General features: G+C 69.9%; 15 protein-coding genes. 5 read left to right on the top strand and 10 right to left on the bottom strand.

The annotated features are described in order from the left end of the window. Positions 1 to 68: 68 nt before the first annotated feature. The 3 genes from D7X12_RS08110 to D7X12_RS42300 form a co-directional block, all read right to left on the bottom strand. On the bottom strand, positions 69 to 5,072 hold the full coding sequence (locus tag D7X12_RS08110; protein WP_120624688.1) for a hypothetical protein: 5,004 nt from the start codon (positions 5,070 to 5,072) through the stop codon (positions 69 to 71). 468 nt (positions 5,073 to 5,540) lie between these two features. Then, a complete protein-coding gene (locus D7X12_RS08105) occupies positions 5,541 to 7,790 on the bottom strand; it encodes a Kelch repeat-containing protein (protein WP_158620000.1) in 2,250 nt (749 codons plus the stop codon). Positions 7,791 to 8,010: 220 nt separating this feature from the next. Continuing rightward, positions 8,011 to 8,406: a hypothetical protein gene (locus tag D7X12_RS42300; protein ID WP_147443575.1), complete on the bottom strand. Its 396-nt coding sequence runs from the start codon at positions 8,404 to 8,406 to the stop codon at positions 8,011 to 8,013. Positions 8,407 to 8,575: 169 nt separating this feature from the next. Between D7X12_RS42300 and D7X12_RS08100 the strand changes: the two genes are divergently transcribed. Next, on the top strand, positions 8,576 to 9,580 hold the full coding sequence (locus D7X12_RS08100) for a Crp/Fnr family transcriptional regulator (RefSeq protein ID WP_120624686.1): 1,005 nt from the start codon (positions 8,576 to 8,578) through the stop codon (positions 9,578 to 9,580). On the opposite strand, the gene D7X12_RS08095 is transcribed toward D7X12_RS08100, so the two are convergent. The 3 genes from D7X12_RS08095 to D7X12_RS08085 form a co-directional block, all read right to left on the bottom strand. Further along, entirely contained in the window at positions 9,581 to 10,879 is a 1,299-nt protein-coding gene (locus D7X12_RS08095) for a YecA family protein (RefSeq protein ID WP_208718883.1), read from the bottom strand. An 85-nt stretch (positions 10,880 to 10,964) separates the two neighbouring features. Beyond that, positions 10,965 to 12,158, bottom strand: coding sequence for an OmpP1/FadL family transporter (locus D7X12_RS08090; protein ID WP_120624684.1), 1,194 nt, complete (start codon positions 12,156 to 12,158; stop codon positions 10,965 to 10,967). Between the two features lie 30 nt (positions 12,159 to 12,188). Continuing rightward, the gene (locus D7X12_RS08085; protein ID WP_120624683.1) at positions 12,189 to 15,086 is read right to left on the bottom strand and encodes a hypothetical protein; all 2,898 of its coding nucleotides are present in this window, start codon (positions 15,084 to 15,086) and stop codon (positions 12,189 to 12,191) included. A gap of 201 nt (positions 15,087 to 15,287) precedes the next feature. Between D7X12_RS08085 and D7X12_RS08080 the strand changes: the two genes are divergently transcribed. The 3 genes from D7X12_RS08080 to D7X12_RS08070 all read left to right on the top strand — a co-directional run bounded on the left by D7X12_RS08080 (position 15,288) and on the right by D7X12_RS08070 (position 17,160). Beyond that, positions 15,288 to 15,827 (top strand): hypothetical protein, encoded by a 540-nt coding sequence (locus tag D7X12_RS08080; protein ID WP_208718881.1) that lies wholly within the window; start codon positions 15,288 to 15,290, stop codon positions 15,825 to 15,827. A 95-nt stretch (positions 15,828 to 15,922) separates the two neighbouring features. Next, complete coding sequence (locus tag D7X12_RS08075; protein ID WP_120624693.1) at positions 15,923 to 16,231, top strand: CBS domain-containing protein; 309 nt, start codon at positions 15,923 to 15,925, stop codon at positions 16,229 to 16,231. Positions 16,232 to 16,470: 239 nt separating this feature from the next. Then, complete coding sequence (locus D7X12_RS08070) at positions 16,471 to 17,160, top strand: nucleotidyltransferase family protein (RefSeq protein ID WP_120624681.1); 690 nt, start codon at positions 16,471 to 16,473, stop codon at positions 17,158 to 17,160. A gap of 99 nt (positions 17,161 to 17,259) precedes the next feature. Here the strand turns inward: D7X12_RS08070 and D7X12_RS08065 are convergent, their stop codons facing one another. The 4 genes from D7X12_RS08065 to D7X12_RS08050 all read right to left on the bottom strand — a co-directional run bounded on the left by D7X12_RS08065 (position 17,260) and on the right by D7X12_RS08050 (position 22,809). Beyond that, a complete protein-coding gene (locus tag D7X12_RS08065; RefSeq protein ID WP_120624680.1) occupies positions 17,260 to 18,099 on the bottom strand; it encodes a porin family protein in 840 nt (279 codons plus the stop codon). A 205-nt stretch (positions 18,100 to 18,304) separates the two neighbouring features. Next, positions 18,305 to 19,171, bottom strand: coding sequence for a hypothetical protein (locus tag D7X12_RS42855; protein WP_158619999.1), 867 nt, complete (start codon positions 19,169 to 19,171; stop codon positions 18,305 to 18,307). Between the two features lie 83 nt (positions 19,172 to 19,254). Next, complete coding sequence (locus D7X12_RS08055) at positions 19,255 to 20,121, bottom strand: OmpA/MotB family protein (protein ID WP_120624679.1); 867 nt, start codon at positions 20,119 to 20,121, stop codon at positions 19,255 to 19,257. 90 nt (positions 20,122 to 20,211) lie between these two features. Further along, the gene (locus D7X12_RS08050) at positions 20,212 to 22,809 is read right to left on the bottom strand and encodes a sensor histidine kinase (RefSeq protein ID WP_120624678.1); all 2,598 of its coding nucleotides are present in this window, start codon (positions 22,807 to 22,809) and stop codon (positions 20,212 to 20,214) included. Positions 22,810 to 22,977: 168 nt separating this feature from the next. Between D7X12_RS08050 and D7X12_RS08045 the strand changes: the two genes are divergently transcribed. Further along, complete coding sequence (locus D7X12_RS08045) at positions 22,978 to 23,826, top strand: HAD family hydrolase (RefSeq protein WP_120624677.1); 849 nt, start codon at positions 22,978 to 22,980, stop codon at positions 23,824 to 23,826. Positions 23,827 to 23,899 lie beyond the last annotated feature (73 nt).

Here is a 23,899-nt window from a genome sequence, read left to right as displayed (position 1 = left end):
GAGTCGCCAGGGCCCTTGGAAGGAGCGAAGCGCCCCGCGGCCGTTACCGGCTGCGGGGCGATGACGCACTACTCGTAGATGTGACTGGTGGCGGCGGAGACCTGCTCGAAGCGCAGGTAGACATCGGTGATGCCGTCCAGCGGGAAGCCCGTGGACACACCGCCGGACGTCATCAGGTCCACCCAGGGGAAGATGATTTCGTATTCCCCATAGAGGCCCCGGCCCTTCCACTCGGTGGACGGAGCCCCCGACGGGTTCTGCTGGAACGCCAGCACGTTCTGGCCGGTCTCGGCGCCCACGCTGGCCAGGGTGAAGGTGGTCTCTTCACCCGGCTTCGCGGTGCCGGTGTATCCGCCGCTGCGCAGCGAGGGGCGCAGCGCGCGCGTCTGGAAGCCCTTGTTGTCTGGATCGCAGTTGTGGCTGCTGAAGGTGTTGCGCTTGCGCAGCACCAGCGGCGCCAACCCATGACTTCCCAGCCACGTGACCAGTCGGTCATCGCCGGAGAGGTGGGCATGGACCGTCCAGACCTTCTCCCCGCAGCGGATGGAGTTGGGCCCCAGGCTGTCCTTCAAGTAGAAGCGCACGCCCTGGCCCAGGTAGCGACCGTTGTCGTCGTACACGGCGCTCTCCGGAGACAGTAGCCGGCGTGTGAAACGCTCCTGCTTGGTCAGGGTGCGCTCGCCAGGCGTGGCCGCGACGACGTCCTCCAGCTTCAGCACGTTGCCGCGCAGCTGCACGACGAAGGACTGCCCCTCCACGTCCCGGCCATGGACCGTCTTGTCCAGGGCCGTGTAGGCATTGGCGTTCAGCGCGCTCTGCAACTGGAGCGGCCCCTTCGCGGCCAGCACGGAGGTGATGGCCGGAAGGCTCTGCTGCTTCTCGTATTCCAGCGCGCGGGTGAACAGGTAGGACAGCCGCTTGGCGGTGGCGAAGGACTCCCGGGCCCGGGTCAGCCGCTCGTGCAGCCAGAAGTCGTGCGAGAAGAGGGGCACTTGGCGTGCCTCCTCCTGTGCCACCACCTGCGTACCCTCCAGCAGGAGCTGGCGCACCCGGCCCTCCATGTTCTCCAGCTGGAGCAGGGCGGTGTCCACGTCCGTGTCCACCCGGTCGATCTGCATCGCCGCAGTGCTGATGCCCACCATGTACATGCGGGCCTCCGCGTAGCACTGGCGCACTGCCGTTTGCAGGGACAGGTCTTCAAGCTGGGTGCGGTGCTGGAGATCGAGCTGCTGGATGCGCGCATTCAGGATGATGGACTCGTCCTTGAAGCGGTTCTCCGACACGCCGCCCAAGAGCTTCACGGCACCCCATGCAATGCCTGCGGCAGTGCCCGATGCGAAGGCTCCGATGATCGCCTCGCCCTTGTTGTTGACGTCGCTGATGTTGTTCACCTTCCTGTCGACGCGAACCTTCTCCCGCAGCAGTCCGCTCATCTCCGCTTCGTAGCTGGCGTTGAGCGCCACCTGCTTCTGCACGTCCGTTTCAAGCAGGAGGCAGCGGTCCTCGGAGATACGCAGCCGCTCCTGGGCGTCCGCCCACTGTGCTTGTGCCACCTGGAGACTCTGGTTCGCCCCGACGAGGGTCAGCATCGCGGTGCCCATGTCCCCGCGGTAGCAGGTGTTCTCCAACTTCACGCCCAGGCTGGAGGGCGTCGGAAGCTGACTGCCGGTGGTCCCCAGTTCCTGGACGCAGGCGGCCTGCGCCGCAGCGAATTCACCGGAGGCGATCTCATTCGTGGGCAGCGGCTGACCGTACAGTGCGGACACCGGGAGCGTCGTGGTGCCCCACACGACGTTGCCCGAACCAGGCGTCACGGTGACGGCGGTGTAGTGTTCCACCAGCGTGCGCATCGCCGTGTCCGTGTAGACGGAGGTGGCGGGCACCAGGTGCTTCCAGGTGCACAGCGTGAAGCGAGCGTGCTCGGTCCGTACCGCAGCGTACACCTGCGCAGGAGGCGTCTGGCACTCCGGCTTGAGGAAGCAGGCCGAGGGGCGCAGCGGGTTGGCCGTCTTCAAAGGGTCGAAGAGGTCCATCACGTCCGCCGCGTTGACGTTCGTCAATCCGCACATCTGGAGGATGGGCGTGCCGTATTGCCGCTTCAGCTCCAGGAGACGCTGCTGTTTCGCGGTGTCCTGGAAGGCCTCCTGCACCTCCCCATTGCGCAGTGACACCCAGGAAGTCTCCGCAGCCACCTTGTCGTTGACAGCGGTGTTGACGGCGGACATGGCGTTGACGTGCAGGTACGAGGAGCTTCCGAAGTAGCGCTCGATGGCGCCGGTGAGGGTGGCCCCGAAAGCCAGGGGCACTTCGTCTTCGGGCATGCCGTAGGGGTGGCAGTCGCTGATGGCGCGCATCTTCTCGTAGGACTGGCGCCGCACGGCCTCCAGCTCTGCCTTTGCGTCCCGCCAACGCTTGTCCCAGGGCAGCTCCGCCAGCCCCAGCACGGTGGCGCACATGGACTTTTCACGCGTGTAGGCGGAGCGGGCCAGCGTCTCCAGCAGCACCTCATAGCGCATCGTGCGGCCAAAGCGCGTGAGGGCCTGGTCGCGAGGCGTTCCCGGTGACACGGGGCCGCAGGTGGCAAGTGTGGTGCGCTCCACCTCCTCCAGCTCCGAGTTGAGCAGCCGCAGGTGCGCCGTCAGCCCTTCCAGGATGGTCGCGGGCAGGCCCACCGGCTGATCATGGTGGGGTTGGGAGCCGGGCATGGGAGTGAGGTCCGACGAAGGCGAGTCATAGAGCGTGCGTCGGTCCACTGCCTCGGAGAGGTGACCTGTGTCGGCGACGAAGTCCCAGACGGCCAGCCGGCTGCCAGCAGGACCGGACACGGTCTGCGTGTACGGCGGCCGCAGCACGGCGTGCTCGTAGGCGAGGGTGCTTAGCGCAGGCACCAAATACGTCTTGGCCGGAGAGAACAGGCTCATCGTGGAGCCGTGGTCCAGGACTGCGAATGCCACGGTATTGGTGCCATTGGGGATGGAGAGTGTCCAGGTGAAGAATCGGGTGCCACTGGGGGTGGCACGCCGGGCCGCCTGGGCGGTGACTTCCACTGCGCCAGGCTTCTTGATGCACGTCACCTGGAGGGAGCGGGGCCCCGTGGGCATTTCGTCCAGCAGGTACGACGCGGAAGCGAGGGCCACCGGGGTGGTGGTGCTGGTGCAGCGGGCCGCGAGATCCGGTTGATGGAAGAAGAAGGTGGAGCGGGCTCGTTGCCAGCGCGCACCCGTGCCTCGGTCCTGGAGGGACTGATTGTTGACGTAGGCCCATGAAGCCAGGGGCGCGGGAGGCAGGCGGTAGTCGGGGTTGAGCAGGCTGCAGGTACGCGCCGCATCGTTGCCGGGCAGCAGGTTGGCGTAGGTCGCATCGAGCAGCAGGTCCCAGCCATTCTCGAACCGATTCAGGATGCTGGACGCAGTGTCCCATTCGGACGGTGTCGGCTCATTGAGGAAGTCCGACAGCTCCCGTTGCTGCACGAGCTGCTGGGCTACATAGCCATGGGTGGAGATCCACTGCTGGAACAGGCGTCCGGCCAACCGCTGGTCGCGGCTGTTGCCGTCTCGTGCGCTGAGGTTCAGGGCCCCATAGAAGCGCGCCAGGTTGAAGCAGCGTCCGGGCGTGGTGCGGCTTGCCGTGGACACGGTGGCCCGCTGCGACTTGATGTCATAGCGGGCGCCGTAACGCTGGGCGAACCATTCCGGGGTGCCCAGCGCCGGGCCGTTCACCGCAGGCCGCTTCAAGTCTTCCAGACACTCGGTCAGCATCTCCAGATCGCTGAGGCGATCCAGATTCTTCAAACCGTTGGTGTCCGGATAGCGGTCCCACGAATTCGCCAGTTCGGACACGTACGGCATGCCGCCGTTCTGGCAGCGCAGGTCGCCCGAGCGCGCCAGCACGAAGGGCAGGCCGGCGTCCGCGGTGGCGAAGCTTGGGAATCCGTTCACTTCCAGTGGGGCATTCGTGGTGGCCTGGTTGCAGAGGATGCCTCTGGCGAGTTGCGACGAGGACAGAGGCATCCCGTTCGCCGAGGAGGCAGTCATGAAGTCGGTGAGCCGGGTCTGGGCTTCGGAGTCCCAGCTCGCGCGCTCCTCGCTGATCACGGTGTTGAGCGGGCCGCCATCGGTAGCGACAGGAGCGCCACTCCAGGTGCGCACGCCGGGGATGCATACGCCCAGGTCGGGCTCACAGACGAAGCCCGTCGTGCAGAGGGACGCGGGACACGCGGTCAGGGGGAGGTCGTCCACGCCCGCATCGGTGTCCACGCGCAGGCGCGACAGGCGGTACTCCGCCTTGACGCCCCAGGTGCTGCTGATGGGACGGGGCAGCCGCACTGTGAAGGCGCCCACCAGCGTGTTGCTGCTGGAGCCGGTGCCGTCATAAGTGCCCTCCACGCCTGCTGTCACGGCATCCGCCGTGTTGGTGCCATTGGCAGCGGGCAGCCACTCCTCGCCATGGTGTGACTGGGAGGTGGACAAGCGAACCTTGCCCGACGGCGAGAGCGTGCGCGACTCGTCGACCAGCATCAGGTAGGCGCCATTGGCGAAGGCGCGCACGGGCAGCACGAGCGGTTCCGTTCCCGCATCGGCTGACGGGTCCAGGGTCAGCGTCACGCTGCCGAAAAAAGGACGCACGCCGCCCACGCCTGGGGCCGCATCCGCACGTTCGATGTCCACGCGGGTGCGCTGGGGGGTGGCGCCCTGCGCCTCCAGGATGACGTACCAATGGCGCGCGCTGCTGGTCTGTCGGGGGCGCACGTCCATGCGGACCGTGGCGCGCTGGCCGGTCCCGAAGGAGCTGAACGTCCAGGTGTTCACCAGACATTCGCTGGAGAAGGTGGTCGCGGGTGCGTCACCCACGTTGCAAGCCACCTCCATGTCCGGTCCCGCCACCAGGCGCACCGGTGTGCTGGCCACCCGGGCCGCTTCCGTCGGATTCAACGCCGCAAGCCCCACCACCAGCCGACGTGCGACGAAGGGCTGGCCCGTGGCCGGGGTGGTGAAGGACACGGCCGTCGGCGCGACGTCGACGCGGGGCAGCGTGCCGGACAGGACCAGCGGGCTGCTGGTGCCTTCGGTCACGCAATGACCCGAGCAGTCGCACACCTTGCCGCTTCCACAGGCGGTCCCCGCGGGGCCGTCTTCCAGGCACGTCCAGTCACACTTGCGTGTGCTTTCGTTGCAGAAGGCCCCCTGGGGACACTGTTCATCGAAGGTGCAGTCCCGCGCGCCCAGGGGTGTCTTCAGGGACTGGAGAAGGGAGGTGTCACGGTCGTAGCAGGACTCCTCGAGTGCCTGCCGTTGGATGACCGCGAATTCCTCGATGGGTTGAGAAGGTGCTTCCGGGGAGCCGCAAGCCGCCGCCAGGATGAGCCCCAGCGAGCCGACGGAAAAGAGTCTTGATGAAGTGCGCACTTCAGGTTGCTCCAATGAAAAGGGTGATGCATCCGGGCCCGCGATGGGTGCGGGCCCGGTCAGCTCTTGATGGGAGGGTTGTGGATGATTTGGGGATGCAGCCCCGTTGCCCTGCGCCCTGGATTGATCAGTTGATCAGGGCAGGTACAGCTCCGTGGTCGCGACGGGGCCGTCGAAATCCGAGCCGCCCATGACAAGCACCTGACCATCCGGCAGCAGCACGCCCTCCGCCGCGTAGCGCAGGGTGCCCAGCGGAGTGGTGCGCGTCCAACGGCCCTGAGCCGGCTCGTACACCTCCACCGAATCCAGGAAGGCATCCAGGCCGTAGCCAGTGTCGATACCGAATCCGCCCGCGACCATCACGTCGCCATTCGCCATCCGGACGGCGGTGTGATCCGCCCGCCAGGAGTTCAGGGAGGGCGCGGGAGTCCACGTGTTGGTGGCCGGGTCATAGAACTCCGCGGTGTTGAGCGGGTTCTCAGCAGTACCTCCCGCGACCAGCACCTTCCCGTTGGCCAGCACGGTGGCGCTTGCGCCCTCGCGGGCCTGTCCGGGCGTGCCTGCGGAAGACCAGGTTCCGGTAGCGGGATCGTACAGCTCCGCGGTGCCGAGGGTCGCGTTGCCGTCATAGCCACCCACGACGAGCACCTTGCCGTTGGGTAGGAGCGCGGCGGTGGTGTGTGTGCGCGCCACAGTCATGCTGCCAGTCGGCGTCCAGCTCCCCAGGGACGGGTCATAGAGCTCCGAGGAGGCGGTGTAGCCCAGCCCTGTGTCTCCGCCCGCGATGAGCACCTTGCCGTTGGCAAGCCTCACTGCGACATGTTGCAGCCGCGGGTGGGTGAGTGAGCCGGTGGCGGCCCAGGTGGCGGTCGTGGGGTTGAACAGCTCCGTGGAAGAGCGATAGGCCTCATCCCCATAACCACCCGTCACGAGCACCTTGCCGTTCGAGAGCAGGGTGGCTGCATGGAACTGGCGGGTTGCCGTCATGCTCCCGGCGGCGCTCCACGCCCCGGTGGTGGGGTCACGCAGGTCAGCGGATGAGACGGGGCTGGTGCCATTGAATCCACCCGCCGTGAGCACCCTTCCACCGGGCAGCAGGGTCGCGGTCAGTCCGAACCGCGCGGTCACCATGTTGCCTGCGGGCTTCCAGAATGGGAGGACGACGCGCTCGGCCTGGGAGATGTACACATACTTCGAGGTGGCGCTGTCGTAGCGGTAGCCTCCTGCGATCAGGACGCGTCCAGAGGCCAGGACGGTCGCGGTGGAGTCGAAACGAGCATTCGTCAGGGTTCCCACCGTGCTCCAAAGGCCAGTCACTGGATCATAAAGTTCGACCTTTTCGGGTGTTGGAACATACCCGTCGGATATTGACATCTTCCCGCCTGCTACCAGAACCTTGCCCGAGGGCAAAATGGCCAGGTCGTGTTCATAACGTCCTGCCGACATGCTTCCGGTTGGGGACCAGGTGCCCGTTTCGGGGTCATAGACTTCCGCATTCGCGACAATCGGGCCAAAACCGAAAAATCCGTCAGACGAATAGCCTCCAGCAACCAAGACCTTGCCTGAGGGAAGGATCGCGGCCGCGTGGCTCCTCCTCCCTGGAGTCAGGAAGATCGGGTCGTGTGCCATGCTTCCCGTCAAGGACCATGTACCTGTGGCAGGGTCATAGATTTCCGCCGTTGAAAGCGAATAGATGAATGGATAGACAGGGGTAGGGCCCATTCCGCCGACAGCAAGTACCCGACCATTCTTCAGCAAGGTGAGCGAGTGATGGATGCGGGGGCTTTGCATGCTGCTTGTGGCCGACCAGGTACCTGTCCCAGGGTCATAGATTGTCGCAAGGGCGGAGTACCCCGCGTCCGTGATGCTGCCGCCTGAGACGAGGACCTTTCCATTGCTCAGGAGAACGGCTTCATGGCTGAAACGCTTGGGCCCTGGCGGGCTGCCCGTTGCAGACCAGACACCCGTGGCGGGATTGTAGAGTTCGGCAGTCATGGTCGCACCCTCGTAGCCGCCGACCACCAGCACCCGTCCGTCGTTCAATTTGGTTGCTGTGTGGTAGTTGCGAACTTCCACCATTGATCCCGAGCTCGTCCAACTTCCTGTCACCGGATCATACAGCTCAGACAGTTGCACGGGAATGCTGGTGAGGCTCACCGTCTGGTTGCCTCCCGCGACCAAGACCTTGCCATTGTTGAGCAAGGTCGCCGTATGATGCCGACGGCCGGTGACCATGGCCCCCGTAAGCTCCACGCCAGAGACAATCTCAGATGCCTTGCTTCCAATGTGGAGGCTGGCATTGAACGAGCCGGGCGATTCACAACCTGCGGAACAGAGCAGCAGGCCCGTGAGCAAACAGCTCAGGGAAGACTTCAACGAGGTCATGGATTCTCCGGAAATGCTCGCCTGGGGAAGTGGCGGAGGCTGCCTAATGGAGTGCAAGTGGGTTGCCAAGGGGCGCGCAGCGGGTAGTGACGGTGACCTCGCCGCGTCCTGACCGCTCATGCATCCAGCAATCGGGATGTCCGTCCAACTGCGTGGACTCATCCTGGCCTCAGCGACGAATGCGAGCGCTCCGTACGGAATGAGCGGTGGGGGGAGCCGCTCAGAGGGCCTCTTCCTCCCAATCACAGGCATCCGCGGTGATGAAGAAGTGGGAGACGTGGGTTGGATCCGGAGGGTCGATGCCGTCGGGACCGGGATCCAGGTCCAGCGTGACGCGGCCGTCCTTCCAGGAGAGGCGTCCGCCGTCGGAGAGGACCTGGTACGACCGGTCGCCGTCGGTGAACTGGAACGCCTTCACGCCGCTGAAGCGCAGGTGCAGGTAGATCCACTTCCGGCCGCCTCCCGCCTCGCGCGCGTAGATGACGACCTCGGCGCCTCCCAGCGGGCGCGACAGGTCGGAGAAGTCCACCCGGACCGAGTGGATGACGTCGTCGTAGAGGTGCCCGTACCGCTCGAGCAGGTCTCCATCCTCGGGTCTCAACCGGGTCATCGGCATGCTTCCCCCCTCCTCGCACGGGCGCGGGCGTGGCCCCCCGCCGGGCATCATCACCCGAAGTCATTCCTGACGTGACAAGGGCCCCCCCTGGCAGGTGGTGTCCACCGACACCTCGGCGGGACCGCCGGGCGCGTGCGCGCGCCACGCACCTGGGCTACAGAGGGCAGGCATGGCGGAAATCCCACAGGCGCGGTCCCTCAAGGCGCAGGCAGCGGCCCTGGCCTCGAAGGGGCAATTGGAAGCGGCGCTCGCCGGCTACCAGGAGGCCCTGCGCGCCGAACCGGGTGACCCGGAAGGTCACCAGCGCGTCGCCGAGCTGCTCGAGTGGCTGGAGCGCACCCCCGAAGCCGCGCGGGCTTACGACGACGCGGCGCTCGCCTGGACCCGCGCCGGGGACCTGCTGCGCGCGGTGGCCGCCACCGTGCTCTCCCGGGGCCTCCGGGGCTCGCGGCCCCAGACGGTGCGCACCTTGGCGGAGCGCTTCGCGCGGCCTCCCGGCGCCCCCGCCCCGTCCTTCGCCCTGGTACCCGAGGGCCCCGAAGCCGGCGTGCCCATCCTGTCGTGGCTGGGGCGCGAGGCGTTCGTGGCGCTGGTGTCGGAGGGCCCCAGGCTCGCGAGCGTGGAGGTGCCGGAGCGCACCGTGCTGCTGGAGTTCAAGCGCGCGCACCTGGCCCGCGTCATCGCGGCGCACCCGGAGGTGGACCTCGCGGTGCATACCTTCTACCAGCGCCGGCTGGTGGAGAACCTGCTGCGGACCAGCCCCCTGTTCAGCAAGCTGTCACCCGAACTGAAGCAGACCATGTCGCGCGAGTTCGACCTGCGCCCCATCCCGGCGGGACAGGTGCTGCTCACGCAGGGCCAGCCGGGGGACGCCTTCTACCTGTTGCTGCGAGGCCAGTGTCAGCTGTCGCTGGAGCAGCCCCCGGGCCGCACCGTGGCGCTGCCTGACCTGCGCGAGGGCGACGTGTTCGGCGAAATCTCCCTGCTCTTGGACAAGCCCGTGTCCGCGACGGTGCGCACGCGGACGGACTGCGTGGTGCTGCGCCTGGAGCGCGCCGCCTTCGAGCGGCACCTGCTCAGCCAGCCCGGCCTCAAGGGCCTGCTGATGCGCATGGGCACGGAGCGCCTCCAGCAGACCGCCAAGGCCATGTCCGGGGCAGACCTGCGCGTCTGACTAGCCAGGCGCCTCTTCCGAGTCCAGCTTCACCGGGTGCTCGCGCAGCCAGTCCTGCGCGCGGCGGATCCGCTCGGCGCCTCCCGTGCGGCCCTCCTTCTCCAGGAGCTGCCGGTACGGCTCCAACTGCTCCGGCGTCCACGCGGGCAGGGCCTTCAGGTCCGCGAGCGCCACCAGCTCCTCCGCCGAGCGCCCGCGCGCCTCCTGCCGCGAGGTGAGCAGCGCCGCCAGCACCAGTCGCGCCGGCTCCGCCTCGAAGGCGATGGCCGCGTCGGTGAGCCACTCGCGCGTGGGCTCGTCCGCGGCCGCGTCCTTCGCGCCCGCGCGCAGCCGCTCCAGCATCCCTTCGAGGAAGTCCGGATCCACTGCGCCCTTCACCGCGCGCAAGAGCCCCGCGATGACCTCCCGCCTGCCTTGCGCGTCCGCCGGCGGGGACTTCATCGCGCGCAGGGGCTCCCAGAGCACGCAGGTGAGCCACAGCTCCTCCTCCGGGGAGAAGACGGACGGCGTGGCCGGGTCGCGCAGCTTCGCCTCCACCCGCTGCGCGCGCTCCTTCGCCTCGCGTGAGATGCGCTCCACCAGCGCGGGGTCCGCCTGCACGTGCTTCACCAGCGCGTCCAGCTCGCCGGCCTCCGCCTGGCGCAGCGCCTCCGCGGCCTCCGGCGTCAGGGCCTCCGGCTCCATGCCGGCGATGAGCGCCTCGTACTTGCGCACCACCTCCGCGTGCTTCTGGCTCCACTCGCGGAACTGCACGTCGAACACCACGTCCAGCACCGGGTTGTCCTCCGGCCGCACCCGCCCCGTCTTCTTCGCCGCGGTGGCCAGCAGCGCCCCCACGCACAGCGCCCGGCGCTCCTCCGGCGTGCGCCCGCTCCGGGTCGCCTGCGCGAGCAGCCCCGCGCCCAGCTTCTCCTGGAAGCCGCGCGTGCCCAGCTCCCGCACCACGCCCACCCGCAGGCTGTTCCGGGCCTCCCTCGCGTCCAGGCCCTCCTGCGCCGCGAGCTTCGCGAGCGCCTGGCCCACGTGCTCGCTGAAGGCCTTCTCGTCGTAGCGCAGCCCCGGCAGGGGGCCGGTGCCGGCGATGAGCACGCCCAGGTGCTCCAGAGCAGCGGACAGGCGGGACACGTCCGCGTCGCCCAGGAGGGCCATGGCGCCCTCCAGGTCCTGCTTCAGCGGATGGGCGGGGGCGGCGGGAGGCGGCGCGGCCTTCGCGCGGTCCTCGGCGGCATGACAGGCCTTGTACTTCTTCCCGCTGCCGCAGGGGCACGGGTCATTGCGGCCGGGCTTGGATGGGCTCACGGCCGGCACCGTAAACGGAAAGCGCCCGGCCCTTCCACTCATGGAAGAGGCCGGGCGCTCCCGGTGCTTCAGGACTGTCCGCCGACTACTGCGGAGAGAAGCCCAGCGTCAGGCCGAAGACGTGCGCGGAGCCGGAGTACGTGCCGGACATGCCCGGCGCGGTGCTCTGCTTGTCCGACAGCGCGACGAACTGGTAGCCCAGGTCCGCGCGGAAGGGGCGCAGCTGGTAGCCCAGGCCCACCGTGGCCTTGATGCGGTTGGCGTCCGGCAGGTCCGGCGTCAGCGTGTAGTCGGGGCTCGGGGACGGGTCGTACACGAGGCCCCCGCGCACCTGGAGCGCGTCCGTCACGCCGTACTCGGCGCCCAGCGAGTACTTCCACTTGGCGCGCCAGCGCTTGGGAATCGGGTTGTTGATGGCCGGGTCCTCGAAGCGGATGGACAGCGCCGAGAAGGTGGACCAGTCCACCCAGCTCGCGTCGAAGGCCAGCATCAGCCGGTCGATGGGCGCGTACGACAGGCCCGCCGTCACGGTGGACGGCAGCACGACGCTCGCCTTGGCCGTCTGGTCCTTCAGGCGGCTCTGGAACTCCACCGGGATGTTCTGGAAGTCGGCCTTGCCCTGGAACTCGATGTCGATGGCGCTGCGGTAGTGCAGGCCCATCTTCAGGTTGTCCAGCACCGTGGCCTGCACGCCGACGTTGAAGCCGGAGCCCCAGTCCGCGCCGCCCAGGTGGAGCGAGCCCTCGCTGTTGACGAAGTTCAGGCCTCGCGTCAGCTCGATGGTGGCCCGCGCGATGTCCAGACCCACGCCGAAGCGGAAGCGCTCGTGGAGCTCATACGCGAACGTGGGGTTGATGTAGTACGTGGCCAGCGACGACTCGAAGCCGCGGAAGCGGCCGCTGAAGCCATCTTCCCAGCGGCTGCGCGCGCCGTAGGGCGTGAACACGCCCACGCCGAACGCCGCCCGGTCGAACGGCTTGTACACGACGAACAGGTGCGGCGGCGGCGACAGGGTCGTCTTCTGCCCTTCGGCCTCCGGGGCACCCGTCCGCTGGAAGGTGATGCTGGGCAGGATGCCCGTGTCACCGATCGTGATGTCCAGCTTCTTCACGCCGATGATGTTGGCCGCGTTGTAATAGATGGCGGAGGAGTCCTCCAGCCAGGCCGTGGCGGCGCCGCCCGTGCCGGTGGCGCGAGCGCTGTGGGTGTCAATCTGGAAACCCGCGGCCTGGCTCGTACCGGCCGCCAGGATTGCCACGAGGGAGAGTGTCTTTTTCATGGGTGTGTGAGTCCTCTCTCAGGGGGCCGGTTACTGCGCCGCCACGGTGCCGGTCTTCAGGAACGAGATGACCTGGTCCTGCGCCGTCTCGTTGGAGGCCAGGAAGATGTGGTTCGCGGTCTCGGCGGGGAACAGGTACTCGGCCACCGTGCGCGGAGCCTTGGCGCGGTTGGCCGCCTTGATGAGCGACAGCGTGGTCGGGTTCGGGAGGACCGTGTCACCCACGATGTACTGGATGAGGGCGCGGTGGATGTTCGGGTCCGTGCCCGCCAGCGGCGTGTTCTCCAGGCCGTAGGCGTAGTTGCGGGGATCCGCCGGGTCCAGGATGGTGTTCGCCAGGCCGATGAAGGTGTCGAACGCCGGCTCGCCCGGGTCGATGTCCGCGGAGGCCAGCTGAGCGAGGAACGCGGTGCGCGGCCCGCTGAAGGCTTCGGAGGTCAGCAGGACGCCGGTCAGGTTGCCAGCCGGGGCGTTGAGCACCGTGCGGTTCACCTTCGGGGACACGCTGGAGATCAACGTGCCCAGGATGCCGCCGAGGCTCTGGCCGACGTACTCCACCTTGGTGGCGTCAATCTTGGCGCCGCCCAGCGGTCCGAAGGTCGTCGAGAGCGCCGTGGACAGCTCGGGGCTGGCCAGCACGCGCTGGAACTGGGCGAAGTCCACCACCGAGTGACGGAAGTTGTCGCGCGTGGCGAACAGGTTGCCCAGGTTCAGGAGGTTCCAGCCGGAGATCGTCGGGGCCCCCGCCGTAAGCGCGAAGGTACCACCCTCACACTTGTTGTCCGCGAGGCAGCGGCCCTGCGAGTGCACGGCGGAGCAGTAGACATCCCCGGGCGTGGTGCCCCGGACGGTTGCATCACAGGCTGCCCGGGTGGCCTCGGTGCGCGCCACGCAGCGGCCGTAGGAGACCTTCGTGGGGTCGCTCTCGCAACGCTGGTTGGCGGGGTCCGCGCACGCGGCGTCGTCCGTCGCCGCGCCGAGGAACACCGCGGAGCCCACGCAGTTGCTGCGCTCACCGTGGAAGACTGTGTCCATGGCCGCGACCGCGTAGCCGGCCTCGGTCAGCTTGTCGGCGAGGATGACCGCCGTGGTGCGGTTGCTGGTGAGACCATGGCCGAACACCGCCACCGGGTAGCCCGCGGCGGGCGCCGCCGTCTTGGGCAGGAACAGCATGAACGGGTAGCGGGTGGCACGCGGCTCGCCCGGGTTCAGCGTGCCGCTGGGGCCCGTGAGCAGGAACGGCGTGTTGGCCTGCACCTCGAAGATGGGGCCAATGTTACCGCTGGGGAACGACCGGCTGGCCATCACCGCCTTCACCTGATCCGTGATGGGCACCACGTAGTTCGGCGCGGTCGGGGTCGCGAACGCGGTGGGCAGCGTGTAGAGCGCCTGGAGGACGGACGTGGTGCTCTGGGTGGTGAACGACCAGCCCAGGGCGATCTGCGAGCGCTTCAGGCCCGCCTTGTCCAGCGCGTCGAAGAAGGGCTTGTAGGCCGCGCGCACCGGCTCCAGCGCCTGCGCGAGCCCGTCCGGCACGGAGGAGATGGTGCTCTTGCCGTTGGCGAACACCGGGTTGGCCAGACGCATCAGCGCGAAGGCCGTGGCCGGGGCGACCCTGCGGCCCTGGGTGTCCTTCAGCTCCGTGGTCAGCACCGCGCCGTACTGGGTGGCGCCATCCAGCGGCGCGTTCGGGCGGATCTGCAGCTGCTGGGGCACGGCGACGATGCCCGCGGTGCCTACGCTGGTGCCGCAGTCACCGGTCTTCTCCACCAGGCAGGGCGCCACGTCTGGCTGCGTGCCCTTGTCCAGGTTGGAGAGCTTGAAGAACTTCACGCCCGCAGCGAGCGAGGACGCGTCCACGCGGGGGGCGGGAGCGTCCGTCGGCGCGCGGAACTGCGTGCCGTCCAGCACGCCGTGCGCGTCGCCGTTCTCCGACACGGTGGGGCCCGTGGTGGAGAAGCCGTCCAGGGTGTTGAGGCCCGTGAACAGCTGCTTCTGCAGACCGTCCTGCGCCGGGATGGGGAAGTTCAGGCGCGCGGGCGCCGTGGCGGTGGCCGGCACGCGCAGCAGGTCGTTGGGGAACGGGACGATGAGGGGCAGCCGCGCGTTGGCCGCCAGGTTGATGGTGGCCTCCGGCTGGTCGAGGACGCTGAAGGTCCACAGCAGGACGACGTCCTCGCGCTTGAAGCCCTTGTCCACCAGGCCCTTGATGATGGGCGCGTAGCCGCGGCGCAGCCGCTCCAACTGCAGGGCGCTGGCGGTCTGGGCGGCGAGCCGCTCGGCGGGCTCCGTCTTGGTGGAGGGGATGATCTCCGTGGCCGGGGCGCAGTCCGGCGAGGTGAGGTCCTCGCAGGTGACCAGCGGCTTCACGGAGCTGGCGAAGGCCCACGTGGACGACCCGATGATCGGGTTGCCGCCGTTGGTCTTCAGGCCGTTCTCACCGCCGATGAGCGCCACCGCGTAGCGGCCACCCTTCGGCCAGGCCGGAAGGCCCGTGTTCGGATCCACCGGGGGGATGATGTTGATGAGGTCCGTCGTCTCGTTGTACGCGATGGTCGGCGTGACGGGCTTCGTCGCGATGGGCGTCCCGGCCTTCAGGTCGATGAACACCACCGTGCGCTCACTCAGCGAGCGCGGATCCAGGTCCTGCACCTTGGTGGAGGCAATCGCGGACGTCGGGAACCCGTTGAGCGAGTTCAGGTAGTCGCGCGTGAACTCCTGCTCCGCGGGGGACGCGGCCGGGTTGATGGGCGCGTTCACCAAGCCATCCCGGATGGCCAGGTCATTGGGGGAGGGAACGACGGCGGGAGAGCCCGTGGGATCGAACTCCGCGAGGCCAACGTTCGTATTCGGAGCTTCCTGCGCGATCTCGGGCGTGCAGGCAACAGCTCCCAGGGCCATGGCCCCAAGGAACAGCGATTTCTTCATGGTGGGATTCCCCTCCAGCCAAGGTGTACTGCTGGAAACGATTGAGTGAGTAGCACGCCCTCTGGCCGTCACAAAGTGAGAGGGATTGACGCGACGAGTCAGGCATGGGGTGGCGCCGTGCGGGTACGAGTGGACGTCTCGCGCGGTGCGTGCGTGCGCAATGCGGCGCGGCGCGCGGGAACGCGGTTACGCTCCCGGCCCATGAAACGACTGCTGACTGTGTTGGCGATGACCGTGGCGTTGAGCGCGAGCGCGGAGGAGGCCGGGGGCCTGACGTGGACCGCGCCCCCGGAGTGGACCGCCCAGCCCGCGCGGGCGATGCGCGCGGCGACCTACAAGGTGCCGGCGGCGAAGGGCGACGCGGAGGACGCGGAGCTGGCCGTCTTCTACTTCGGCGCGGGCCAGGGCGGCGCGGTGGACGCGAACGTGAAGCGCTGGGTGGCGCAGTTCCAGAAGCCGGACGGCAAGCCGGTGGATCCGGAGAAGGACGCGAAGACGAAGCAGGAGAAGGTGAACGGAATGCCCGTCACCACGGTGGAGGTGAAGGGCACGTACGCGGGCGGTGGCCCGATGATGGGACCGTCCGCGCCCAAGCCGGGCTTCAAGCTGCGGGGCGCCATCGTGGAGGGGCCGGAGGGCGCGCTCTTCTACAAGCTCACCGGACCGGAGAAGACGGTGAACGGGGCGGAGAAGGGCTTCCGCAAGCTGGTGGAGTCGGTGAAGCCGGCGGCGAAGAAGTAGGGCCGCGGATCCGGTCCGGGGCTTCGGCAAGCGGATTGCTAAGGCCTGCCGGTACACGGCGCCCGAACGCCGAGCACCGGAGGCCCAACGTGTCCATGTGCCGCAGCCCTGAGTTCCTGAACCTCGTCTCCCACGCCATCACGCTGTTCCCCGAGGACACCGTGCTGGGCGCGCTCCAGCAGATGTACCGCCACGGTGTGCAGGTGCTGCCCGTGGTGGAGGGGCGTGGGGGTGAGCTGCTCGGAGAGGTGTCCGAGGACGAGCTGCACCGCGTGGCGCGTCGCCGCCCGCTGGCGCGGCTGGCTGAAATTCTGACCGTCAAGGCGCTCGCCGCGCCGGAAGAAACGACCGTCGAGCCCGTGGCGCCGCTGCGCCTGGCGGCGTCGAGCGGTTGGCTGCACTGATGATTGAAGGGCGAAGGCTGGAGCCGCGCGACGGACGGGTGGGGGGAAGTCCAGAGGGCAGGCCGGCTGACAGGTGGTGGACACACGCCCTTGCACAAAGCGCCGACAACGAACACCTCACCGTGTGACTGGCGGCTGTCTGACGACTCGTACTGGCGGGCGGGCTGCAATCCCGGAAGGAGGTCAACAGCCTGTTAGCGGTGCTCACGGCTTTCCGCCGCGGGCGGAGGAGGCGGGTCATGAAGGCAGTGGCGATCATCCTGGCGGCGGGCAAGGCCCGGCGGATGTCCCACCCCAAGGCGCTCATCGAGCATGAGGGGGGCAAGAGCTTCCTTCAGTCGCTGGCGTCCACCTTCGGGAAGGCGGGGTGTGGGGTGTTGGGCGTGGTGGGAAGCGACGCGGAGGCGGTGCGCGAACAGCATCCCAGCATGGAGCTGGTGGCGAGCGAGCACTGGGAGAAGGGCGTCCTGGCGTCGGTGAAGGCGGGCCTGGAGACAGCCCTGGCCGAAGCCGCGGACGTGGTGCTGGTCCACCCGGTGGACATGCCCGCGCTGCGAGTGAACACGGTCAAGTCGCTGCTCAAGGAGATGGACCGCGGCGGGACGGGGTCCCTGACCCTGCGGCCGGAGTACGACAACGCCATCGGCTGGCCGCTGGTGCTCTCCCGCGAGGCCGCGGAGAAGCTGGTCCAGGCGGAGGGCGAGGACCTGGAGAAGGCCATCCAGGTGCTCCAGCCGCGCCGGATGAGCGTGAAGGACCCGGGCGTCATCGTGAACATCAACACGCCGGAGGCCTACGAGCGGGTCTTCAGCATGCCGCCGAAGCTGGCCCCGCCGCCGCGCAAGCGGACCAAGCGCGCGGGCGCGTCCAACGGCGCCGGGGCGGAGATGCCGTCCACCCCGTCCTACGCGGCCTCATCGGAGGAGTAGGGGAGGCGCAGGCTGGCCGCTTCGGCCTCCCGGGGTTCGCACGACGTCACGGGACCCCGGGAGTTGTTTCAGTGTTTCAGTGTTTCAGTGTTTCACCCCTCAGAACGAGAGCCCCAGGCCCAGGTAGGGGCCGGAGAAGGCGTCCTCGTGCACGACGCCGTCCAGGTGGCCGGCGTCATTGAGGTACAGGGTGCGCCAGCCGCCACGCAGGTTGAGCGCGCCCAGGTGCAGCGCCAGGCCCGCCTGCGCGTCCACCTGGCGGTGCGGGAAGGGCACCACCTGGATGCGAGCCTCCAGGTCCAGCGGCGTCGGCCCGATGCACGCCGCCAGCGACGCGGCGAAGCTGGGGCCCACGAAGATGACGTCCGGGGCGTGCGCGCTGGCGAAGCCGGCCTCCAGCCGGAAGCGGCCGCGCGGGTTGGACCACGGGGAGATGGTCAGGTGGGCGTCCAGGAGCGTCAGCCGGTCGATGTCGTTCGAGCCGTCGTCCGCCGTCAGTGCGATGCCGGTGACGCGCGCGTCCATGCCCCACCGCTGGCCGTCCAGGGCCATGTAGAGGCCCAGCGCGCCGCCCGTCTCGCCGAAGCTGTCGCCCTGCAGGTTCAGGTGCACCAGGGGCGGGGGCGCGGCGGCGCGAACGCCAGGGCGCCCCACGCGGGCGCGGCGGTGGTAGCTGGCGGGGCCGCCCACGAAGAGGACGCCCAGCCAGGACATCCCGGAGGCGCGCACGCTGGAGCGGACCGGGGCGTCGGCGGGACGGCCCATGGGCGTGGCCCGGTGGGTGGACCGGTCGTCGTCCCGGGAGTCCTTGTCGTCCTTGGACGGCTTGGGGGCAGCGGCGTTCGGCTTCGAGCGCTTGCCGAAGCGGGCCTCGGCGGGCCCCGCGCCCAGCAGGACACCGACAGCGAGCGCGGCACACAGCGTCTTCCTGAAGCCCACGGCAAACCCCTCCTCGTCACGGGCCCACCGGCCGGGCCGCGGCATCTGGACGCCTGCTCGCCCGGAATATTCAACCCCCAGCACCCCATGCGACACCAGAGGCCCCGGGGTGGGGGAGGGTGTCCGGAAGGGGGCATGTGCGCCCCAGGACATCGGCCGGCCCCCGGGCGCCCGGCCAGGGCCCCGGCAGAAGCCTGGCCGCGCCCTAGAAGACGAAGCCCGCGCCGCCGTAGGGGCCGGTGAAGCGGTCCACGTGCGCGACGCCGTCCACCAGGCCCGCGTCGTCCAGGATGAGCCCGCGCCAGCCCGCGCGCAGCATCAGGGCGCCCAGGTGCAGCGCCACGCCGGCCTGCGCGTCGAGCTGCCGGTAGGGGGCGGGCGTGCCCTGCACGCGCACCTCCAGGTCCAGGGGGCCCACCACGCAGACCTCCAGGGACGTGGCGAGGCTGGGCCCCGCGAGGAAGACGTCCGGTGCGCTCGCCATGGCGAAGCCGGCTTCCGCGCGCAGCCGCAGCCGCTCCGTGGAGATGGCGGCCCAGGTGATGTGCGTCGCCACGAGGTGGATGACGTCCGTGCCCGGGGTGCCGTCGTCGGTGGGCAGGGTCAGCTTCGTGCCCTGGAAGTTGACGCCCAGCGCGGTCCCCTCGATGCCGAGGAACACGTCCCCCGAGCTGCCCCCGCCCAGGGCGCCGACGTTGAGGCCCATGCGCACGTCGATGGGCGGGGAGGGGGGACGCGGGGGCACGTTCCGGACCGCCATGGCCGCCAGCTCCTGCTCCTCGGTGAGGCTCAAGGTGCTGGAGGAGGCGCCGGGCGCGTCGTCGTAGAGGTGCGCCGAGTAGGAGGGGGCCGGCGAATCGCAGCAGTCGTCGTCCGCGTCGTCGTCGTCGGAGATCGCCGACGCCTCGTGCGGGGTGCTCGGCTGGATGGGCGTGGCCTTGTGGACCTTCGCGTCGCCCTTGCTGTCGGAGGTGTCCGCCGTCTTCTTGCCGAAGCGCGCCTCGGCGGCGGGGGCGACCAGCAGCAGACCGGTGACGAGTCCAGCGCACAGCGCGGGGCGGAAGGACGACACGGGGGCTCCAGGGCGGGGGAAGGACGAAACCCGTCTGTCCCCCCGACGTGGCGCCGGGTGGTTCTATTCAAATCCGCGCGCTTTCAGCGGCGGGCGACCTTCTTCGCCTTGGCCTTCGCGGTGCGCTTCACGGGGCGCGGCGGCGGTTCGGTGCGCGCCACGGCCACGCTCTCCGGCGTCACCGGCGTGGGGGACAGCCGCAGCGTGACGCGCCGGTTGCGCGCGCGGTGGGGCGGGCTGTCATCCGGGACGAGCGGACGGTACGCGGCGTGACCCGTGGCGCTCAGGCGCTCCGGGGCCACGTGCTCGCGCTCACCCAGGTGGCGCACCACCGCCACGGCGCGCGCGGCGGACAGCTCCCACGCGGTGGACGCGGGCGCGCCGGGCGCGGGCGGGAGCACCTCGTCGGTGTGGCCCTCCACCGCCACGCGGTGGTCGGCGAGGGCGCCCTGGAGCACGCCCGCGGACTGCTTCAGCAGCAAGGCCCCTTCGGGCGTGAGCGCCGTGCTCGCGGGGGCGAAGAGGAGCCGCTCGGACAGCTCCATGCGCAGGGCGTCGTCCTCCAGGTCCAGGGACACGTCCCCGGCGGCGAGCGCGTCCTTCAGCGCGGCGCCCAGGGTCGCGAGCGCCGCCTCGCGCCGCGTGTGCTGCTCCTCCACGCTCCGGGCCTGGAGCTGCGCCGCGGCGCTGCCCCACTCCGCGTGCTGCTGCTGGCGCTCCAGCGTGCGCAGCCGGCGCTCCATGGCCTGCCGCAGCGTCTGCAATTGCGCGACGTGGGCCTCGGACTCGGTGGCCTCGTGCTCCAGTTGCGCGCTCCGGGCCTCCAGCGCCTGCAGCGAGCGCGAGCCCAGCCACGCGCCTCCGGAGGCCACCGCCACCCCGACGGCCAGCAGCCCCCAGGGCAGCCACCGCCAGCGTCCACGCGCTGCTTCGGTCCGGACGTCGTCCATGGCCCGGGAGCGTAGCGGCGCCCCCGGGGTGGGCGGCAAGGTGGGCGCCGTGCGACACCCCCGCGCCTGCCCGCCTTCGCCCCGCCGCGCTCAGTGTGTGGGTGGCCCGGACGGTTTCTTCCACCGGGGCAGGTGCAGCACGAAGCGCGAGCCGGGGCCTCCCTCCGGCGGCGGCTCCACGTACAGGTCCCCGCCGTGCGCGCGGGCGAGCTGCCGGGAGATGTAGAGGCCCAGGCCCAGGCTCGCGCGCGCGTGCTGCCCGGTGGCCCGGGTGAAGCGCTCGAAGATGCGCTCGCGCGCTTCCGGGGGGATGCCGGGGCCCCAGTCCCGCACGGCGACGATGGCCTGGTCCCCGTCGCGCTCCACGTACAGCTCCACCGGCAGGCCCGGCGCGTACTTCATCGCGTTGGTGAGCAGGTTCATCAGCACCTGCTCCACGCGCGGCCGGTCCGCCATCGCCACCACCGGCGCGTCCGCGTGCACCACCGCCACGCAGCCCGCGGTGGCCAGCGCCTCCTCCATCCGCGCGACCAGGGCGTGCACCAGCGCGGACAGCTCCACCGCGCCCAGCTCCAGCGCCATCTGCCCGGTGCCCAGCCGCGCCACGTCGAACAGGTGCGCCACCAGCCGCGTCAGCCGGTCCGCCTGCCGGAGCGCTCCCGCGAGCCCCTGGCCCAGCCGCTCCGCCTCCACCGACGGCTGCTTGTCCAGCGTGCGCTGCAGGGACGACAGCTGCAGGTGCAGCGCGGACAGGGGCGTGCGCAGCTCGTGCGTCGCCACCGCCACGAACTCGTCGCGCGCGGCGACGGCCTGCTCCGCCTTCCGGTACAGCCGGGCGTTGTCCACCGCGAGCGCGGCGCGCCAGGCCAGGTCCTCCAGCGCGGACAGGTCGCGCGCGTTGAAGCGCCGCGTGGGCGAGCACGACGCGGCGCTGATGAGCCCCAGCGTGCGGCCGCGCGCCACCAGCGGGACGACCATCACCGAGCGCGGGTTCAGCTGCTCCAGGATGTGCCGGTGTTCTTCGTTGAGGATGAAGCTGTCCATCGCGGCGCTGTCCACCTCCGCCACCAGCTCCGACCGACCCGTCTCCAGCACCCGGCGCAGCAGCGTGTGCGTGCCGTGCGGCGGCGCGAACGGCATCGCCTTCTCCAGCAGCGCCTGGAGGACGGCGTCCTGGCTCTGGTACTCCACGCGCTCCAGCTGGCCGCTGTCCTCGGACAGCATGTCCACCAGGCAGTAGTCCGCGAGCTGCTCCACCACCAGCTCCGCCATGTTGCGCACCGTGGTGCGCCAGTCGAGCGACGTGGCCAGCCGCGTGGTCGCGTCCGCCAGGAAGCGCAGGTGGTCCGCCATGCGGCGCTGTTCAGTCACTTCGCGCACCGCGCCGCCCACGCCCAGCAGCTCCGTGCCGGTGCGCACGGGGAAGTACGTGGCCAGGAAGACGCGGGGCTCCGGGCCCCGGGTGTACTCCACCGGGTCCTCCATCACGGGCTCCTCCGTCTCCAGCACCCGGCGCAGCAGGTCCTCGATGGGCGCGCCCGCCTCTCCCATCAGCTCGCGCGGCGTGCGGCCCAGGTGTGCCTCCAGCGGGATGCCGTTGTTTTCCGCGACGACCTTGTTGAGCCGCACGTAGCGCAGGTTCCGGTCCACGAAGCCCATGCCCACCGGCGAGGCGGCGAAGAACGCCTCCAGCAGCGCGAGCGACGTGTCGCGCTCGTGCAGGGCCTGGCGCGCCTCGCGGTACAGCCGGGCGCTCTCCACCGCCAGGGCGGCCCGTCGCGCGAACTCCGTGGCGTACGCCAGGTCGCGCCGGGTGTAGCGGCGCGCGGGCGACGCGGAGACCAGGTTGATGATGCCGAAGCGGCGCGTGCCCACCGCGAGGGGCAGCAGCATGGACGAGCGCGGCGCCAGCTCTTCCAGCAGGAGGCGGTGCTCGGGCGTGCGCGCCACCCGGTCCAGCCACGGCCCGGAGATGTCGGCCACCAGCACGGGCTTGCCCTGCGCGAACACGTGGGCGAGCGGCGTGTCCGCGCCATGCTGCGGTGGGAAGGGCATCGTCCGGTCGAGCAGCGCCTGCTTCTCCGGGTTCCTCGCGGTGACGGCCAGCCGGTGCAGGCCGCCGTCGGTGTCCAGCATGTCCACCATGCAGTAGTCGGCCCATTCGCGCGTGGCCAGCCGCGCCACGGCCTTGAGCGTCGTCTCCCAGTCCAGGGACTCGGCCAGCAGCCGGCTCGCCTCGCTGACGAAGGACTCCGCGCGCTCGGTGGCCTTGCGCTCGGTGATGTCCACGCTGACGTTCACCGCGCCCAGCAGGTGGTCGTCCGACGTGTAGAGGGGCGCGGACGAGTTGAGGATGGTCCGCCGTGCGCTGTCGCGCCCGACGATGTCCACCTCCTCGTTGGTGATGGTCTGGCCGGTGCGCAGCGTGCGCGCGGTGGCCCACTCCTCGCCGCGCAGCCGCCGGCCGCTGTGGGGCCAGTAGGCCTCGAAGAGGTGGTAGCGCTCCAGGCCCATCTCCTCCAGCGCCTGGGGCCCCCACAGCGCCTCCGCGGCGGCGTTGGCGGCGAGCAGGCGACCGCCCGTGTCCACGATGATGACCGCCACGGGCAGCAGGTGGAGCACCGTGCGCAGCCACTCGTGCTGCACGGGTGTGGTCTCCCCCAGAAAGGTGCCGGTCGACTCGGACATGGGCGCGGAGCCCCCTTCCCCGCGGGAGGATGTAGGGTGGGGGTGGCAGGGGGCCTGGACCACCCGACCCGGGTACGAGCCGGGTTTCCGGGAGTTGCCACGCTCCTGCGTCCGGGAGCAGGGGAAGGGGCTTGATTCGGAGCGGCCGACGGGGCGTCATTCGGCGGAATGGCGATCGCGTGCGTGGTGCTGGATTTCGATGGGACCTTCACGGACGTGCTGGCGGAGGGCGCACCCTTCCTGACGCACTTCCAGCAGGCGCTGTACCGGGTGCTGGGACAGGACGCGACGGCGGCGTGGGACGAGGAGGTGTCCGCGCTGCATGAGGGCGTGGACCAGTACGGCTGGGAGGTGGCGGGGCGCATCGTGGCGCCGGCCACGGCGGACCCGTACCTGACGGCCACGTGCACCGCGCACCGGCTGCTGCGGCGCTTCGGCCGGAGCCACGACGAGGCGGCGCGCACGGACACGGTGCAGACGCTCTACCGGGACGCGTACCGGCACTCGGCCACGGCCTTCAAGGCGGAGGCGAAGGAGGTGCTGGAGGCGCTGCTCGCCACGGGCCTGCCGGTGGCGGTGGTGACCAACGCGCACACGGAGCTGGTGGAGGCGAAGCTGGACCGGCTGGCGCCGAGCGGCCGCGAGCGGCTGAAGGTGTACGGCGACGCGCGCAAGTTCCAGCTGGAGGACGCGGTGCCGAAGGACGCGCGCTTCGACGCGCTGCCCGACGCGCTCCACCTGGACGGCGTGCTGGGGCGGCCGGTGTACCTGCGGCGCGGGCGCTACTTCGCGGCGCTCCAGCGCATCTGGGACGCCACGCACACGGGCCCGGAGTCCACGCTCGTCGCGGGCGACATCTACGAGCTGGACCTGGCGATGCCCGCCGCGCTGGGCGCGCACGTGCAGCTGGTGGAGCGCGCCAACGTGCTGCCCTACGAGCGCGCGGCGGTGGAGCGCCTGGGCGCGCGAGGCGGCGTGGACCCCAGCCTGCGCGCCATCCTGCCCCGGTTGCGCTGAGCTGCGCTGAAGGACCTCAGGGCCCAACGAAAAGCCCCGCCTCCCGGTGAAGGGAGGGCGGGGCTGTTCGCAC

It is taken from the genome of Corallococcus sicarius (assembly GCF_003611735.1).
Taxonomy (GTDB): Bacteria; Myxococcota; Myxococcia; order Myxococcales; family Myxococcaceae; genus Corallococcus; species Corallococcus sicarius.
Note: the sequence above shows the minus strand (reverse complement) of the source record. Positions and strands in the feature narration are given on the sequence as shown.